Here is a 16,879-nt window from a genome sequence, read left to right on the forward strand (position 1 = left end):
CTGAAGCGTCGGCGATCAAGTCGGTGTTCGGCGAGCACGCCTACACGCTGGCGGTCAGCTCGACCAAGTCGATGACCGGTCACCTGCTCGGCGCTGCCGGTGCAGTCGAGGCGATCTTCAGCGTGCTGTCGATCAACAGCCAGGTGGCGCCGCCGACCATCAACCTGGATGAGCCGAGCGAAGGCTGCGACCTCGATTTCGTGCCGCACCAGGCACGCAACATGCCGATCGAGGTGGTGCTGTCCAACTCCTTCGGGTTTGGCGGTACCAACGGCTCGCTGGTGTTCCGCCGGTTCGCCGGCTGATGCACAGCTGGGTCGACGGCCAGCCGGCAGATGCACTGACGGTGCAGAGCCGGGGGCTGGCCTACGGCGATGGTCTGTTCGAGACCATTGCCGTGCGGGCCGGTCGGCCGTCACTGCTCGAGTATCACCTCGATCGCCTGGCGCTGGGTTGCCAGCGGCTGGCGATTTGCGCTGATCACGGCCTGATTCGCGACGAGATATGCCGTTATGCCAGCCTGCTGGGTGACGGCGTGCTCAAGCTTATTGTTACCCGTGGCGACAGTCAGCGCGGCTATGCGCCGGCCGCTGGCGTGGCGCCACGGCGTATTCTCCAGGGCAACCCCTTGCCCGGTTATCCCACGCAGCATGCCGAGCAGGGTGTTCGCTTGTTCGACTGCCAGACGCGCCTGGCCGAGCAACCGCTGCTGGCGGGTTTGAAGCACCTCAATCGCCTCGAGCAAGTATTGGCTCGCGCCGAATGGCAGGACGCCACGTACGCTGAAGGTTTGATGCGCGATGTTTCCGGGCGCATTATCGAAGGGGTGTATAGCAACCTGTTCCTGGTGCGTGACGGCCAGCTGCTGACCGCCGACCTGAGCCGCTGCGGTGTGGCCGGGGTGATGCGCGCAGCCTTGCTCGATCACGCCAGGGCAGTTGGAATCCCCCTGCGAATAACCGACCTGAGCCTGCGGGACCTGCAGCAGGCCGACGAAGTCTTCGTCTGCAACAGCGTCTACGGCATCTGGCCGGTACAGGCTTTTACATCGCTGAACTGGCCGCCGGGGCCGCTCACCCGTAAACTGCAGGCCATTGCCCGTACGCTACTGGATGCCTGATTTGTGAGACGTAAATTCTTGGTGCTGCTGGAGACCGGGTTGATCCTGGCCGGCCTGATGTTGGGGTATTCGGCCTGGAAGGTGAATTCGGCGCTGGAGCAGCCCCTGCACGTGTCTCAGGAGCGGTTGCTCGACGTGCCCACCGGTACCACCCCCAATCGTATGTTCTACCGCATGGAGAGCGACGGTGTGCTGGAAGATGCCTTCTGGCTGCGCCTGTACTGGCGCTTCAACATGGCTGGCGTGCCGCTGCACACCGGCGAATACCGCATGACCCCGGGCATGAGCGTGCGCGATCTGTTCGAAGTCTGGCGCCGCGGTGATGTGGTGCAGTACACCCTGACCCTGGTAGAAGGCTGGAATTTCCGCCAGGTGCGCGCGGCGCTGGCCAAGCACGAGAAGATCAAGAAGACCCTCGACGGCCTGAGCGACGCCGAGGTCATGGACAAGCTCGGCCACCCGGGCGTGTTCCCGGAAGGCCGCTTCTTTCCTGATACCTACCGCTTCGTGCGGGGCATGACCGACGTCGAGTTCCTTCAGCAAGCCTATGCGCGCCTGGAAGAGGTGCTGGCCAAGGAATGGGCGGAACGCTCCAGCGACGTGCCGTATCGCGACCCGTACCAGGCGCTGATCATGGCCTCGCTGGTCGAGAAAGAGACCGGCGTGCCTCAGGAACGCGGGCAGATTGCCGGGGTGTTCGTGCGGCGCATGCGCATCGGCATGCTGCTGCAGACCGACCCAACAGTGATCTACGGCATGGGCGAGCGCTACAACGGCAAGATTACCCGTGCCGACCTGCGCGAGCCGACGCCGTATAACACCTACACCAACGCCGGTTTGCCGCCGACGCCGATTGCCATGGTCGGCCGTGAAGCCATTCATGCCGCATTGAACCCGACCCCGGGCAGCAGCTTGTATTTCGTCGCTCGTGGCGATGGCAGCCATGTGTTCTCCGATGACCTGGATGCGCACAATTCGGCGGTGCGCGAATACCAGATCAAGCGCCGCGCCGACTACCGTTCGAGCCCGGCCCCTGTTACCGAACCCGAACCCGAGGCCCAGCCGCAGGCGCCGCAAACCCCGGACGTCAGCCCTGCGCCGGCGCCCGAGCAAGCGGCGCCGGCCAGCGAAGCGGCCTCTTCGCAATGAACAACTGTAAGGACTGCCTGTGAGCGGCTTGTTTATCACCCTGGAAGGTCCCGAAGGCGCGGGCAAGAGCACCAACCGCGAGTACCTCGCCGAACACCTGCGCGCCCAGGGCCTGGATGTCGTGCTGACCCGCGAACCGGGCGGCACGCCGCTCGCCGAGCGGATCCGCGAGCTGCTGCTGGCGCCCAGCGACGAAAAAATGGACGCCGACACCGAATTGTTGCTGGTGTTTGCCGCCCGTGCCCAGCACCTGGCCGAAGTGATTCGCCCGGCCCTGGCCCGCGGCGCGGTGGTGCTGTGTGACCGTTTTACTGATGCCACTTACGCCTACCAGGGCGGTGGCCGCGGCCTGTCGTTGGCGCGCATCGCCACCCTGGAGAATTTCGTCCAGGGCGATTTGCGTCCGGACCTGACCCTGGTGTTCGACCTGCCGGTGGAAATCGGCCTGTCCCGCGCAGCCGCCCGCGGCCGCCTGGACCGTTTCGAGCAGGAAGGCCAGTCCTTCTTCGAAGCGGTACGTCAGGCCTACCTGGCCCGCGCCCAGGCTGCGCCGCAGCAATACCGGCTGATCGATGCCGCGCTGCCGCTGGCACAGGTACAGCAGTCTCTGGACGCCTTGCTGCCGCAGATCCTGGAGCGTTGCCGTGGCTGAGGCCTTCCCTTGGCAGCAGGCCTTGTGGCAGCAACTGGCCGGGCGTACCCAGCATGCCCATGCCTACCTGCTGCACGGCCCGCAGGGCATCGGCAAGCGCGCCCTGGCCGAACGCCTGATGGCCCTGTTGCTGTGCCAGCGTCCAGAAGGGCTGCAGGCTTGCGGGCAATGCAAGTCGTGCCTGTTGCTCGCAGCAGGTAGCCATCCGGACAACTACGTGCTGGAGCCGGAGGAGGCCGACAAGCCGATCAAGGTCGATCAGGTTCGCGACCTGGTGTCCTTCGTGGTGCAGACCGCGCAGTTGGGTGGGCGCAAGGTGGTGTTGATCGAGCCGGTCGAGGCGATGAACGTCAACGCCGCCAACGCCTTGCTCAAAAGCCTCGAAGAGCCCTCGGGCAATACCGTGTTGCTCTTGGTCAGCCATCAGCCCAGCCGCTTGCTGGCGACCATCAAGAGCCGCTGCCAGCAGCAGGCCTGCCCGCTGCCGAGTCGGCAGCAAAGCCTGGCCTGGCTCGAGCAGGCCTTGCCCGACTGCGACGAGCAGGAGCGCCTGGAACTGCTCAGCCTGGCGGCCGGTTCGCCGTTGGCGGCGGTCAGCCTGCAGGCCCAGGGTGTGCGCGAGCAGCGCGCGCTGGTGGTCGATGGGGTGAAGAAGCTGCTCAAGCAGCAGCAATCGCCCAGCCAGCTGGCCGAAGCCTGGAATGCCATTCCTTTGTTGCAACTGTTTGACTGGTTCTGTGACTGGTCCAACCTGGTCCTGCGTTATCAGTTGACCCAGGACGAGGAGGGGTTAGGCTTGAGCGATATGCGCAAGGTGGTTCAGTACCTGGCGCAGAAGAGCAGCCAGGGCAAGGTCCTGGAGATCCAGGACTGGATTCTGGCCCAGCGCCAGAAGGTCCTGGGCAAGGCCAACCTCAATCGGGTGCTGTTGCTCGAGGCGCTGCTGGCGTCCTGGGCGATGTTGCCGGGCCAGCGTTGAGCTGCGCCGTCCCTTCATTACTTTTCAGCGTTGTCATGTGCCCATGCTTGTAGATTCCCATTGCCACCTCGACCGTCTAGACCTTACCGCCCACCAGGGCTCCCTGGATGCGGCGCGTGATGCTGCCCGCGCGCGTGGCGTCGGGCACTTTCTGTGCATCGGCGTCAGCGCCGACAACGCCCAGGCGGTCAAAGACCTCAGCGAGCGCTACAGCGATGTCGACTGTTCAGTGGGTATCCACCCGCTGGACCTCACCCCTGACGGTGCGCCGGCGCTGGACTGGTTGCTCAAGGAGCTTGAGCACCCGCACGTGGTGGCCATCGGTGAAACCGGCCTGGACTATCACTACGAACCGGAAGCGGCCCAGGTGCAGCAGGACTCGTTCCGCCTGCACCTGGAGGCGGCGAAGGTCACGGGCAAGCCGGTGGTCATCCATACCCGCGCGGCGCGTGCCGATACCCTGGCACTGCTGCGCGAAGCAGATTTGCCGCAGGCCGGCGTGCTGCACTGCTTCACCGAAGACTGGGACATGGCCAGGGCGGCGCTGGACCTGGGCTATTACATCTCGTTGTCGGGCATTGTCACCTTCCGCAATGCCGATGCACTGCGCGACGTGGCGCGGCAAGTACCGGCCGATCGCCTGCTGGTCGAGACCGATTCGCCGTACCTGGCACCCATTCCCTATCGCGGTAAAGCCAACCTGCCGCAATACGTACGGGAAGTGGCGGAGTTCGTGGCGATGGTACGCGGCGAGGGCTATGAGCAATTGGCCGAGCAGACCACCGCGAACTTCAAGCGGCTGTTTCCGTTGGCGCGGGTAAGCTGAGTTCGCCTGCTGAAAAACAGGCAAAAAAAACCCGGGTTCTGGGGGGTGAATCCGGGTTAAGACCATTAGGAGTAAAACAAAGGTACGCGGTCCCTGAGCACCTTTATCGACGCGCCACTTGGGGGGATGCGCCGCGTCAACACCTGAAGTATTGGTCAGGATTGGCGCGCCGCCAGCATCAGCTGCTCGTTTTTTAAACAGATTTGGAATACGGCTGCGGCTGCTGAGCACTCATCGCTCTGCAATCTGCCGCACAATCGCCAGAGTTTCTTCGATTATCTGCTTAGGTGTGTAGAAGTGCGGGGAAAATCGAACGCCCGGGCCTCGTGGGATGCATATCACCTGTTGCTGCTTGAGCTGCTGATAGACCTGCACGTTTTCAACCCCTTCAATGCTGAAGGACACAATCCCTGAGCGGCGCGCCGGGTCTTGCGGGTTGTGCAGCGTTACCCCGGGTATTGCGGCCAGGCCCTCATTGAGCCACTGCACCCGTTCCTGCAGCTCGGCTGCCACGCGATCCATTCCCACGTCTTCGAGCAACGACAGGCTGGCTTCCAGTGCCGCGGCCCCGAGCATGTTCGGGCTGCCACATTCAAAGCGCCGGGCGCTGTGGGCCGGTTGCCATTCACTGCGGGTGTAGTCGCCCATGTGCTCGAGCATGTGCCAGCCGTACTCGCTGAGCTTGAGCAGCGGGCGCACCTCGGCGCGGCAATAGAACATCCCCAGGCCTTCCGGACCGAGCAGCCATTTATGGCCATCCGCCATGGCGAAGTCGCATTGATAGGCCTGGACGTCGAAGGGCAGGGCGCCCAATTGCTGGATGGCGTCGATGCAGAACAGCACTTCGCGATCACGGCAGCCTTGGCCCAGGCGCGGCAGGTCCAGGCGCAGGCCGCTGGCGAACTGCACGGCGCTGATCGCCAGCAGGCGTACCTTGGGGCCGCAGGCAGCCAGTAAGGCGCCTTCCGGGTCGCTGCCCTTGAGGCTGACCTGAATGACGCTGACGCCTTTGTCGGCCAGGGCCTCCCAAACGATCCGGTTGGAAGGGAACTCTTCGTCGCTGATGACGATCTGGTCGCCGGCCTGCCAGTCGATGCCGAAGGCGACGAAAGACAATGCCTCAGAGGTGTTCTTGACCAAGGCAATGTCATCCGTCGACGGTGCGTTCGTCAGGCGCATCAGGCGTTCACGTAGACGCTGCTCCATGGCTAGCCAGTCCGGATAGTCCCTTGCGCCGAGCAAAACGTTCTCGTTGGCGAAGCGCGAAACCGCCTGGCTGGCGCGTTTCGGCCAGGGTGCCACGGCAGCATGGTTCAGATAGCGAAGGCCCGGGGCCTGTTCAAACTCATCAAGAAACATAGACATGGTTGGATGATCCGTGCATTTTGGCGCAAGTTAGGCATAATAACCGGCTTCGATTTTGATCCAGTCCTTCTTATGCAGAAAGAACCTCGTAAGGTCCGTGAGTTTCGTCGCCGTGAGCAAGAAATTCTCGATACCGCGCTCAAGCTGTTTCTCGAACAGGGTGAAGACAGTGTCACCGTCGAGATGATCGCTGATGCCGTCGGTATCGGCAAAGGCACGATCTACAAGCACTTCAAATCCAAGGCGGAGATCTACCTGCGCCTGATGCTCGACTACGAGCGCGATTTGAACGAACTGCTGCACTCTGCCGACGTCGACCGCGACAAGGAAGCCCTGTCGCGCGCCTACTTCGAATTCCGCATGCGTGATCCGCAGCGCTACCGCCTGTTCGACCGCCTCGAAGAGAAGGTGGTCAAGGGCAACCAGGTGCCGGAGATGGTCGGGGAGCTGCACAAGATCCGCGCCTCCAACTTCGACCGCCTGACCCTGCTGATCAAGGGCCGCATCAGCGAAGGCAAGCTCGAAGACGTGCCGCCGTACTTCCATTACTGCGCTGCCTGGGCACTGGTGCATGGGGCGGTGGCGCTCTATCACTCGCCGTTCTGGAGCAATGTGCTGGAAGATCAGGAAGGCTTCTTCCAGTTCCTCATGGACATCGGCGTGCGCATGGGCAACAAGCGCAAGCGCGACCCGGATAGCACTGGTAGCTGAGACATTCAGCCAAACCATGGCGCTACTGGGATTGGGTGGCGAGGAATATACTCAGGTATGAGGCTTGCAAAAACCTGATTTTTGAGTCAAGTTTTGCAGGCCCGATTCACCCATGCCGGAGTCACCCATGATCGTCGACCGCCAAGGCAGGCGTTTTCGCAATTTGCGTGTCAGCCTGACGGCTGCCTGCAACTACGCCTGTACCTATTGTGTGCCGGACGGCAAGCGTCTGGTCGCGGCCCAGGACGAGCTCTCGGCCGAGGCCATGGCCCGTGGCGTAGCTTACCTGGTGGAGGCTGCCGGCATCGAGCGGGTGCGCGTCACTGGTGGCGAGCCGCTGGTCAGCCCCAAGCTTGAAACCTTCCTCGCTTCAATCGCCACCCTCGGCCTGGATGAAATCAGCCTGACCACCAATGGTCAGTTGCTGGCGCGCAAGCTGCCCTTGCTGCGCGCGGCGGGTATCCGTCGTCTTAACGTTTCCCTCGATACTCTTGACCCGGACGCCTTCCGGCGCATTGCCCGTGGCGGCGACCTGGCCACCGTGCTGGACGGCATGAGCCAGGCCAGCGCCGCGGGCATGAAGATCAAGGTCAACATGGTGCCGCTGCGCGGGCAGAACTTCGACCAGGTCCTGCCGCTGCTGGAGTATTGCCTGGCCCACGGCTACGAGCTGCGCTTCATCGAGCTGATGCGCATGGGGCACCTGGCTCGCGACAGCAATGCCTTTTTGCAGCAGTTCGTCAGCCTCGAGCACCTGTTGCAATTGATTGGCGGGCAGTACGAGTACCTGCAGGCCAATGCGCCGGTGGATGCCACCGCCTTGCGCTATCAGATCCCGGGGCAGGGCTACTTCGGCATTATCGCCAACGAGAGCGTACCGTTCTGCCGCACCTGCTCGCGCTTGCGCCTGTCGTCCACCGGGTGGCTGCACGGTTGCCTGTCGTCGAGCAACCGTCACTATATCGGCGATCTGCTCGACAAGCCGCGCCATCAGGCCTTGCCGGCGCTGCAGGGCTTGCTGGTCAAAGCCCTTGGCGACAAGCAGTCGGTGGCGTTTTCCGGCGGCGCGACGGTGATGAAGATCATTGGCGGCTAAGACTGGCGCAAAAGCTGCATCTGCCAGCCGTTCGCCGGTTTTCCGTCACCGGCCACTGGAGGATAGATGCGTAGCCTGGTTTTGCTGCTGGCGCTGACGGCGCTGGGCGGCTGCATGAATGTCAGCGATATGGGCGAGGGCGCCCGATATCACATGAGCGATGCCGGTCTGCTCGATCACAGCGACACCCGTCGTTCGCTGTCGGTGCGCCTGCAGCCTGATTCATTCATTTACATTGGCCAGGGTGCCTTCGTGCCGCCGGGCAAGGGCCCGTATCCGCGCCCTAACGTGGTGGCCGAAGAGGCCTTCAAGGGTTTTATCGAGTACTTCCCCCTGGTTCGCCGCGCCTCGGCGCCGTTGGGCCTGGAGCAGGCGCTGATCGAGGCGCGTGAAGTCGGCGCCCATTACCTGCTGTACACCCGCTTTGCCCGCACCGATGATCGCATCGGCAATGGCGATGAGTGGTACGACGAACAGGCGGTTGACCGCCTGGGCATCGATACCGGGGTGGTGCAACTGATGCTGATCGAAACCAGCACCCGTTACCTGATCGACACCGCGCAGATCAAAAGCCGCGGCGGTTTGCTGACGTTCCATGACAACAAGCCGGAAGATTTGCTCAGGTCCCCGCTTGAGGATTACGCTCGCAGCCTGTTAGGCATGAGTCGTTGAGGAGAGGGTGATGCAAGATACCGGCAAGGCCAGTGATCTGCTGGCGCAGATTCCCAAGGCAGAAAAAGGCCTGCCGCCCGTGCATCTGTGGAACCCGGATTTTTGCGGCGACATCGACATGCGCATCGCCCGCGATGGCACCTGGTACTACCTGGGTACGCCAATCGGGCGAAAACCGATGGTGCGGCTGTTCTCGACCATCATTCGCCGCGACGGTGACGACTACTTCCTGGTGACGCCGGTGGAGAAGGTCGGTATCAAGGTCGATGACGCGCCCTTTGTCGCTGTCAGCCTTGAAGTGCAGGGCGAAGGCGAGCAGCAGCTGCTGCGTTTTACCAGCAATGTCGACGACCAGGTCGAGGCTGGCCCCGAGCATCCGCTACGCTTTGAGATCGATGCGCAAACCCAGGAGCCTTCGCCGTATGTGCACATGCGCAGCAACCTCGAAGCGCTGATCCACCGCAACGTCTTCTACCAGTTGGTCGAGCTGGCGGTGCCGCGGCAGATTGATGGCCAGCAGTGGCTGGGTGTCTGGAGTGGTGGCCGCTTCTACCCCATTGGCCAGGTTGCCGGTATGGAGCCTGGTGGATGAGCCGCTGCCGGTGACCGAGCCCTATAGCCAGTAGCGAAACTTCTGTTCGGGCAGAAACGAAAAAACCTCCAGTGCTCAGGGCAACTGGAGGTTTTTCAGGTGTTTGGCTCCGCGACCAGGACTCGAACCTGGGACCCAATGATTAACAGTCATTTGCTCTACCGACTGAGCTATCGCGGAATCTGTGGCGTATCTTACTGATTGCTAAGGGGAAGTCAAGCCTCCCCCGTGCATTTCAGTAATTACAGAACCTCAACGATCGCCTTGGTCACCACATGGATGTTGCTTTGGTTGAGCGAGGCGACACAGATGCGGCCGGTATCCAGCGCATAGATACCGAATTCGTTCTTCAGGCGGGCGACCTGCTCAACGGTGAGGCCCGAGTAGGAGAACATGCCGCACTGGCGACCGACGAAGCTGAAGTCCTGCTTGGCGCCGTACTGGGCCAGCAGTTCGACCATCTGCTTGCGCATGCCGTGGATGCGCAGGCGCATCTCGGCCAGCTCGTCTTCCCACATCGTGCGCAGCTCTGGGCTGTTGAGCACGGTGGCGACGATGGTGGCGCCATGGGTTGGCGGGTTGGAATAGTTGGTGCGGATCACGCGCTTGACCTGCGACAGCACGCGAGTGGCCTCTTCCTTGGACTCGGTGACGATCGACAGTGCGCCAACGCGTTCGCCGTACAGCGAGAAGGACTTGGAGAACGAGCTGGAAACGAAGAAGTTCAGGCCCGACTCGGCGAACAGGCGTACGGCGGCGGCGTCTTCGCTGATGCCGTCGCCAAAGCCCTGGTAGGCCATGTCGAGGAACGGCACGTGGCCTTTGGCCTTGATTACTTCGAGGACGTTTTTCCAGTCTTGCGGGGTCAGGTCGACACCGGTCGGGTTGTGGCAGCAGGCGTGCAGCACAATGATCGAGCCGGACGGCAGGGCGTTGAGGTCTTCGAGCATGCCGCTGCGGTTGACGTCGTGGGTGGCGGCGTCGTAGTAGCGGTAGTTCTGCACCGGGAAACCGGCGGTTTCAAACAGCGCGCGGTGGTTTTCCCAGCTCGGGTCGCTGATGGCGACGACGGCGTTCGGCGACAGTTGCTTGAGGAAGTCGGCGCCGATCTTCAGGGCGCCGGTACCGCCGACGGCCTGGGTGGTGATCACGCGACCGGCGCTCAACAGCGGCGACTCGGCACCGAACAGCAGCTTCTGCACGGCCTGGTCATAAGCGACGATACCGTCGATCGGCAGGTAACCGCGGGAAGCGTGCTGGGCAGCGCGCTGGGTTTCGGCTTCGATCACTGCGCGCAGCAGTGGGATACGCCCTTCTTCGTTGCAGTAAACACCCACACCCAGGTTGACCTTGTTGCTACGGGTATCGGCGTTGAAAGCTTCGTTGAGGCCCAGAATGGGGTCGCGTGGTGCCAGCTCGACAGCGGAAAACAGGCTCATTATTACCTTGGCTCTGAATGGAGAGTGGAAGAGGTCGCACGCTCCAGTCGCTTGCACTAGAGCGGTGCACAAACGGGGAGTCAGTATAGTGATACTGGCTGGTCACGGCGACAGTCTGTCGCAGCTTTTCCTGCTGTTTGGCCGAATATTTTTCGACCGTTAGTCGATTTCACCGGTCCATCGTCAGAAATGCCCGCAACACTGAGTTGAAGCTGGCGCTCGGGGCCCTAAATTCGGTATAACTACTGTCTATAAATACAGTTGCCCGCGCCAGCGATGAAACCATCGCGATCACACAGAGGTTTGTCATGTCCGAGTTCCAGCTCGTCACCCGTTTCCAGCCGGCCGGCGACCAGCCCGAGGCCATTCGCCTGATGGTCGAAGGAATCGAGGCGGGCCTTGCGCACCAGACCCTGCTCGGGGTGACCGGCTCGGGCAAGACCTTCAGCATCGCCAACGTGATCGCCCAGGTGCAGCGCCCGACCCTGGTGCTGGCGCCGAACAAGACCCTGGCAGCGCAGCTGTACGGCGAGTTCAAGGCGTTCTTCCCGAACAACGCCGTGGAGTATTTCGTTTCCTATTACGACTACTACCAGCCTGAAGCCTACGTGCCGTCCTCCGACACCTTTATCGAGAAGGACGCCTCGATCAACGACCATATCGAGCAGATGCGCCTGTCGGCGACCAAGGCGCTGCTGGAGCGGCGCGATGCGATCATCGTCACCACCGTTTCCTGCATCTATGGCCTGGGCAGCCCGGAAACCTACCTGAAGATGGTCCTGCACGTGGATCGCGGCGACAAGCTCGACCAGCGCGCGCTGCTGCGCCGCCTGGCCGACCTGCAGTACACCCGCAACGAGATGGACTTTGCCCGCGCCACTTTCCGCGTGCGCGGTGATGTGATCGACATCTTCCCGGCCGAATCGGACCTGGAAGCCATCCGCATCGAGCTGTTCGATGACGAAGTGGAAAACATCGCCGCCTTCGATCCGCTGACCGGCGAGGTGATCCGCAAGCTGCCGCGCTTCACCTTCTACCCCAAGAGCCACTACGTGACCCCGCGCGAGACGCTGCTGGAGGCGGTGGACGGTATCAAGGTGGAACTGGCTCAGCGCCTTGAGTACCTGCACAAGGCCAACAAGCTGGTCGAAGCCCAGCGCCTGGAGCAGCGCACCCGTTTCGACCTGGAGATGATCCTCGAACTGGGGTACTGCAACGGCATCGAAAACTACTCGCGTTACCTGTCCGGGCGTCCGGCCGGGGCGCCGCCACCGACCCTTTACGACTACCTGCCGGACGACGCCCTGCTGGTGATCGACGAATCCCACGTCAGCGTTCCGCAAGTCGGGGCCATGTACAAGGGCGACCGCTCGCGCAAGGAAACCCTGGTAGAGTACGGTTTTCGCCTGCCTTCGGCGCTGGACAACCGGCCGATGCGTTTCGATGAATGGGAGGCGGTCAGCCCGCAGACCATCTTTGTCTCGGCGACCCCGGGCAACTACGAAGCCGAACATGCCGGCCGCGTGGTTGAGCAGGTAGTGCGCCCGACCGGCCTGGTCGACCCGCAGGTCGAGGTGCGCCCGGCCACCACCCAGGTCGACGATCTGCTCTCGGAGATTCGCAAGCGCGTGGCGGTGGAAGAGCGGGTACTGGTGACCACCCTGACCAAGCGCATGGCCGAAGACCTCACCGACTACCTGGCCGACCACGACGTGCGCGTGCGCTACCTGCACTCGGACATCGACACCGTCGAGCGGGTCGAGATCATCCGCGACCTGCGCCTGGGCACCTTCGATGTGCTGGTGGGCATCAACCTGCTGCGTGAAGGCCTGGACATGCCCGAGGTGTCGCTGGTGGCGATCCTCGATGCCGACAAGGAAGGCTTCCTGCGTTCCGAGCGTTCGCTGATCCAGACCATCGGCCGCGCCGCGCGTAACCTCAATGGTCGCGCGATCCTCTATGCCGACAACATGACCGGCTCCATGCAGCGGGCGATTGGCGAGACCGAGCGGCGCCGCGACAAACAGATTGCCTTCAACGCCGCCAATGGCATCGTGCCCAAGGGCGTGGTCAAGGACATCACCGATATCATGGAAGGCGCCAACGTGCCCGGCTCGCGCAGCAAGAAGCGCAAGGGCATGGCCAAGGCGGCAGAGGAGAGCGCCCGTTACGAAGCCGAGCTGCGCTCACCGGGCGAGATCGCCAAGCGCATCAAGCAGCTGGAAGAGAAGATGTACCAGCTGGCGCGCGACCTGGAGTTCGAGGCGGCGGCGCAACTGCGCGACGAAATTACCGCGTTGCGCGAGCGCATGATCACGGCGTGAGGGCGACGATCGCGCCCATTGCTGGAGCCCGATGCCCGCTCCCTGTTAACATCCCGCCTTTGTTTCATCTCTAGTTCGAGACTGTCCATGACCACCGTTCGCACGCGTATCGCGCCATCGCCTACTGGCGATCCCCACGTCGGCACCGCTTACATTGCCCTGTTCAACTACTGCTTTGCCAAGCAGCACGGCGGCGAGTTCATCCTGCGTATCGAAGATACCGACCAGTTGCGTTCGACCCGCGAGTCGGAACAGCAGATCTTCGACGCCCTGCGCTGGCTCGGCATCGAGTGGAGCGAAGGTCCGGACGTCGGCGGCCCGCACGGCCCTTACCGGCAGAGCGAGCGCGGCGATATCTACAAGCAGTATGCCCAGCAGCTGGTTGACCTTGGTCACGCCTTCCCGTGCTTCTGCACCGCCGAAGAGCTCGACCAGATGCGCGCCGAGCAGATGGCCCGCGGCGAAACCCCGCGCTACGACGGCCGCGCCTTGCTGCTGTCGGCAGAAGAAGTGCAGCGCCGCCTGGCCGCTGGCGAGCCGCACGTGATCCGCATGAAAGTGCCGAGCGAAGGCGTCTGCGTGGTCCCGGACATGCTCCGTGGCGACGTCGAGATTCCGTGGGATCGCATGGACATGCAGGTACTGATGAAAACCGACGGCCTGCCTACCTACTTCCTGGCCAACGTCGTCGATGACCACCTGATGGGCATCACCCACGTGCTGCGCGGCGAAGAGTGGCTGCCGTCGGCGCCCAAGCTGATCAAGCTGTACGAGTACTTCGGCTGGGAACAACCGGCCCTGTGCTACATGCCGCTGCTGCGTAACCCGGACAAGAGCAAGCTGTCCAAGCGCAAGAACCCGACCTCGGTGACCTTCTACGAGCGCATGGGCTTCATGCCTGAAGCCATGCTCAACTACCTGGGCCGCATGGGCTGGTCGATGCCGGACGAGCGCGAGAAGTTCTCCCTGGCCGAGATGGTCGAGCACTTCGACTTGTCGCGCGTCTCCCTCGGCGGGCCGATTTTCGATATCGAGAAGCTGTCGTGGCTCAACGGCCAGTGGCTGCGTGACCTGCCGGTGGAAGAGTTCGCCGCGCGCCTGCAGAAGTGGGCGTTCAATCGCAACTACATGATGCAGATCGCACCGCACGTGCAGGGCAGGGTAGAGACCTTCAGCCAGGTTGTGCCATTGGGCGGCTTCTTCTTCGAAGGTGGCCTCAAGCTCGATGCCAAGCTGTTCGAGAGCAAGAAACTCTCGGCCGACCAGGTACGCCAGGTCATCCAGCTGATCCTGTGGAAGCTCGAAAGCCTGCGCCAGTGGGAAAAAGACCGTATCACCGGCTGCATCCAGGCGGTTGTCGACGCCCTGGAACTGAAGCTGCGTGACGCCATGCCGCTGATGTTTGCCGCGATCACCGGCCAGGCCAGTTCTGTCTCGGTGCTCGATGCCATGGAAATCCTTGGCCCGGACCTGACCCGCTACCGCCTGCGCCAGGCCCTGGACCTGCTTGGTGGTGTGTCGAAGAAAGAAAACAAAGAGTGGGAAAAGCTCTTGGGCACCATCGCCTGATTGCTTTTCAGGGCTGCTTTGCAGCCCATCGCTGGCAAGCCAGCTCCCGCGGGGGAGCTTTGTGGGAGCTGGCTTGCCAGCGATGAGGCCAGGATGGCGGGTAGGGAATTAGCTGTAGTAGAGCGGTTGCACCCCAGTAAATACGGGGTGTTTCCCGGTTTCGGGCGGTAAGTGTTTGTTATCTCGGAAATTTTTTTTGAATTTTGTTGAAAATATATTTGACAGGTTCGCCATCCGATCTTAATATGCGCCCCGTCCACAGCGATGAACGAAACGAAACGCGAAGCACCCAGCCAAGCGGTTCAGTTCAAAGCGACATTGTGGGGCTATAGCTCAGCTGGGAGAGCGCCTGCATGGCATGCAGGAGGTCAGCGGTTCGATCCCGCTTAGCTCCACCAAATTCCGATTCGTAGTCAGCTAGGCTGACTGCGAAATCAACCGGGTTCCAGCGACCAGGTTGGTAAGGTAAGAAGGTTCGTCCCCTTCGTCTAGTGGCCTAGGACACCGCCCTTTCACGGCGGTAACAGGGGTTCGAGTCCCCTAGGGGACGCCAGTTTCACACAAGCAACGTCGAAAGAAGTTGCTGGGCCGCGAGGCTAAAAATCTGGGGCTATAGCTCAGCTGGGAGAGCGCCTGCATGGCATGCAGGAGGTCAGCGGTTCGATCCCGCTTAGCTCCACCAATTTTGCCAGGATTCGTGAAAACGGATCTGCACGAAGGTTACAAGTCCCCTTCGTCTAGTGGCCTAGGACACCGCCCTTTCACGGCGGTAACAGGGGTTCGAGTCCCCTAGGGGACGCCATTTTACCCACTTTGTGGGATTTCAAGGCTCATTCGATTATTGAATGAGCCTTTTGTTTTTGCCTCGAAAAAACTTTCCCCCCAACCCTCTCTTGCCTGACGCGACAAGCGGCAGCACTTTCTGCTTGCGGAAAAATATTATGAGAATAATATTCTAGCCATAATATTTTGGAGGCGAGCATGAACGACAAAAAGGCGAAAACCCGCGAACGGATTCTCGATGCAGCCTGCAGTGCGCTGATTCAGCACGGCCCGGCCGAGCCCAGCGTCAATCAGGTAATGGGTGCTGCCGGCTTGACTGTCGGAGGCTTTTACGCCCATTTCGACAGCAAGGACGCGCTAATGCTCGAAGCCTTTCGCCAGTTGCTGGGCGAGCGTCGGGCGCTGCTCGCCGAAGTCGACCCGAACATGAGTGGCGAGGAGCGCCGTGCCCTGGTCGCCGCCTTTTATCTTTCTCGCAAGCACCGCGACGCCACCGAGCGCGCCTGCCCGCTGCCCACCTCGCTGGGCGAAATGGCGCGCCTGCCGGAGGCCTTCCGGGCGGTGCTGTCCGAGCACATCGAATTGATGATGGCCAATCTCGCCGACAGCCCCGAAGACGCCGACAAGGTCCTGGCCGACATGGCCCTGATGATCGGTGGCCTGGCCCTGGCCCGGGCCCTGGGCACTGACGAGCTGTCTGACCGCATTCTGCGCGCCGCCAAATCGGCGGTTGTCTGAACCACGCGATATCCACCGGAGCGAAGCGATGAATACCTTGAGCTGGATTCGTAGCGTTAACGGCACCCTCGGGCATTTGGCGCCAGAGCATGTCGCGCGCAAGATGCGCCGCGCCTTCATGACCCCGCGCAACCGGCCGCCGCGGGACTGGGAACTGCCGCTGCTGGCCCGCGCCGAGCGCATCACCTTGCGTTTCGGCCTCTCGGCACTGCGCTGGGGCCAAGGCCCGACCGTACTGCTGATGCACGGTTGGGAAGGGCGCCCGACCCAGTTCGCCCACCTGATCGACAGCCTGGTCGACGCCGGTTACACCGCCGTGGCCCTGGAAGGCCCGGCCCATGGCCACTCACCGGGCAACGAAGCCAACGTGGTGCTGTTCGCCCGTGCCTTGCTGGAAGCCGCCGCCGAACTGCCGCCGCTCAAGGCCGTGGTTGGCCATTCCATGGGTGGCGCCAGCATGCTCCTGGCCTTGCAGTGGGGCCTGCGCGCCGAAGTGGCGGTGAGCATCGCCGCACCGGCGCAGTTGCTTGGCGTTATCCGCGGTTTCGCTCGCCACCTGGGCATGCCGGCGCGGGCGCGGGCGGCGTTCATCCGTCAGATTGAACGCGATGTCGGCGTGCAGATTTCCCGCCTGGATGTCAGCGGCTACCAACTGGAGCTGCCCGGCTTGATCGTGCATGCCGAGGACGACCAACTGGTACCGGTAGACGAATCAGACGCTATCCACCGTTCCTGGTTCGACAGCCGCCTGCTGCGCCTGCCCGACGGCGGCCATCTGCGGGTGCTGGCCGACCCGCAACTGCGCGAAGGGGTGCTGGCACTGCTGCAACGCAGCAGTTCACCGGCGCGGCAATCGGCCTGAGC

The 16,879-nt window shown here is 62.4% G+C and carries 15 protein-coding genes, 5 tRNA genes and 1 pseudogene; 18 read left to right on the forward strand and 3 right to left on the reverse strand.

The window, feature by feature from the left end:
• From UW3_RS29575 to UW3_RS0114540, 6 genes and pseudogenes are all read left to right on the forward strand, one after another.
• A pseudogene (locus tag UW3_RS29575) lies at positions 1–305 on the forward strand (beta-ketoacyl-ACP synthase II); the annotation flags it as partial.
• On the forward strand, positions 305–1,120 hold the full coding sequence (pabC, locus tag UW3_RS0114520; protein ID WP_010223228.1) for an aminodeoxychorismate lyase: 816 nt from the start codon (positions 305–307) through the stop codon (positions 1,118–1,120). The pseudogene UW3_RS29575 and the gene pabC, both read left to right, overlap by 1 nt.
• A gap of 3 nt (positions 1,121–1,123) precedes the next feature.
• Positions 1,124–2,269, forward strand: a complete 1,146-nt coding sequence (gene mltG / locus UW3_RS0114525) for an endolytic transglycosylase MltG (RefSeq protein WP_026001332.1) — start codon at positions 1,124–1,126, stop codon at positions 2,267–2,269.
• A gap of 19 nt (positions 2,270–2,288) precedes the next feature.
• Positions 2,289–2,921, forward strand: coding sequence for a dTMP kinase (gene tmk / locus UW3_RS0114530; protein WP_010223230.1), 633 nt, complete (start codon positions 2,289–2,291; stop codon positions 2,919–2,921).
• A complete protein-coding gene (locus UW3_RS0114535) occupies positions 2,914–3,900 on the forward strand; it encodes a DNA polymerase III subunit delta' (RefSeq protein ID WP_010223231.1) in 987 nt (328 codons plus the stop codon). The genes tmk and UW3_RS0114535 overlap by 8 nt, the downstream gene beginning before the upstream one ends.
• A 43-nt stretch (positions 3,901–3,943) precedes the next feature.
• Positions 3,944–4,726: a TatD family hydrolase gene (locus UW3_RS0114540; protein ID WP_010223232.1), complete on the forward strand. Its 783-nt coding sequence runs from the start codon at positions 3,944–3,946 to the stop codon at positions 4,724–4,726.
• Between the two features lie 231 nt (positions 4,727–4,957).
• Here UW3_RS0114540 and UW3_RS0114545 read toward each other — a convergent pair whose 3' ends face one another.
• Positions 4,958–6,091, reverse strand: a complete 1,134-nt coding sequence (locus UW3_RS0114545; RefSeq protein WP_026001333.1) for an aminotransferase class V-fold PLP-dependent enzyme — start codon at positions 6,089–6,091, stop codon at positions 4,958–4,960.
• Between the two features lie 72 nt (positions 6,092–6,163).
• On the opposite strand from UW3_RS0114545, the gene UW3_RS0114550 reads away from it, so the two are divergent.
• From UW3_RS0114550 to UW3_RS0114565, 4 genes are all read left to right on the forward strand, one after another.
• Positions 6,164–6,802 (forward strand): TetR/AcrR family transcriptional regulator, encoded by a 639-nt coding sequence (locus UW3_RS0114550; protein WP_010223234.1) that lies wholly within the window; start codon positions 6,164–6,166, stop codon positions 6,800–6,802.
• Between the two features lie 127 nt (positions 6,803–6,929).
• Positions 6,930–7,898 (forward strand): GTP 3',8-cyclase MoaA, encoded by a 969-nt coding sequence (locus UW3_RS0114555; RefSeq protein WP_010223235.1) that lies wholly within the window; start codon positions 6,930–6,932, stop codon positions 7,896–7,898.
• Between the two features lie 66 nt (positions 7,899–7,964).
• The gene (locus tag UW3_RS0114560) at positions 7,965–8,570 is read left to right on the forward strand and encodes a DUF4823 domain-containing protein (protein ID WP_010223236.1); all 606 of its coding nucleotides are present in this window, start codon (positions 7,965–7,967) and stop codon (positions 8,568–8,570) included.
• A 10-nt stretch (positions 8,571–8,580) separates the two neighbouring features.
• Positions 8,581–9,162, forward strand: a complete 582-nt coding sequence (locus UW3_RS0114565; protein WP_010223237.1) for a DUF1285 domain-containing protein — start codon at positions 8,581–8,583, stop codon at positions 9,160–9,162.
• Positions 9,163–9,266: 104 nt separating this feature from the next.
• Here UW3_RS0114565 and UW3_RS0114570 read toward each other — a convergent pair.
• A tRNA-Asn gene (locus tag UW3_RS0114570) sits at positions 9,267–9,342 on the reverse strand.
• Positions 9,343–9,404: 62 nt separating this feature from the next.
• Positions 9,405–10,601 carry an amino acid aminotransferase gene (locus UW3_RS0114575; protein WP_010223238.1) on the reverse strand — a complete coding sequence of 399 codons (1,197 nt, stop codon included), beginning with the start codon at positions 10,599–10,601 and terminating at the stop codon, positions 9,405–9,407.
• A gap of 308 nt (positions 10,602–10,909) precedes the next feature.
• Between UW3_RS0114575 and uvrB the strand changes: the two genes are divergently transcribed.
• The 8 genes from uvrB (at position 10,910) to UW3_RS0114620 (ending at position 16,877) form a co-directional block, all read left to right on the forward strand.
• Positions 10,910–12,925, forward strand: a complete 2,016-nt coding sequence (gene uvrB, locus UW3_RS0114585) for an excinuclease ABC subunit UvrB (protein ID WP_010223239.1) — start codon at positions 10,910–10,912, stop codon at positions 12,923–12,925.
• A gap of 87 nt (positions 12,926–13,012) precedes the next feature.
• Positions 13,013–14,494 carry a glutamate--tRNA ligase gene (gene gltX, locus UW3_RS0114590; protein ID WP_010223240.1) on the forward strand — a complete coding sequence of 494 codons (1,482 nt, stop codon included), beginning with the start codon at positions 13,013–13,015 and terminating at the stop codon, positions 14,492–14,494.
• Between the two features lie 322 nt (positions 14,495–14,816).
• A tRNA-Ala gene (locus UW3_RS0114595) sits at positions 14,817–14,892 on the forward strand.
• A 79-nt stretch (positions 14,893–14,971) separates the two neighbouring features.
• A tRNA-Glu gene (locus UW3_RS0114600) sits at positions 14,972–15,047 on the forward strand.
• Between the two features lie 53 nt (positions 15,048–15,100).
• Positions 15,101–15,176: transfer RNA gene (locus UW3_RS0114605), tRNA-Ala, on the forward strand.
• A 44-nt stretch (positions 15,177–15,220) separates the two neighbouring features.
• Positions 15,221–15,296: transfer RNA gene (locus UW3_RS0114610), tRNA-Glu, on the forward strand.
• Positions 15,297–15,475: 179 nt separating this feature from the next.
• On the forward strand, positions 15,476–16,015 hold the full coding sequence (locus UW3_RS0114615) for a TetR/AcrR family transcriptional regulator (protein ID WP_010223241.1): 540 nt from the start codon (positions 15,476–15,478) through the stop codon (positions 16,013–16,015).
• A gap of 28 nt (positions 16,016–16,043) precedes the next feature.
• A complete protein-coding gene (locus tag UW3_RS0114620; RefSeq protein ID WP_010223242.1) occupies positions 16,044–16,877 on the forward strand; it encodes an alpha/beta fold hydrolase in 834 nt (277 codons plus the stop codon).
• The last annotated feature ends 2 nt before the right edge of the window (positions 16,878–16,879 follow it).

It is taken from the genome of Pseudomonas donghuensis, assembly GCF_000259195.1.
GTDB lineage: Bacteria > Pseudomonadota > Gammaproteobacteria > Pseudomonadales > Pseudomonadaceae > Aquipseudomonas > Aquipseudomonas donghuensis.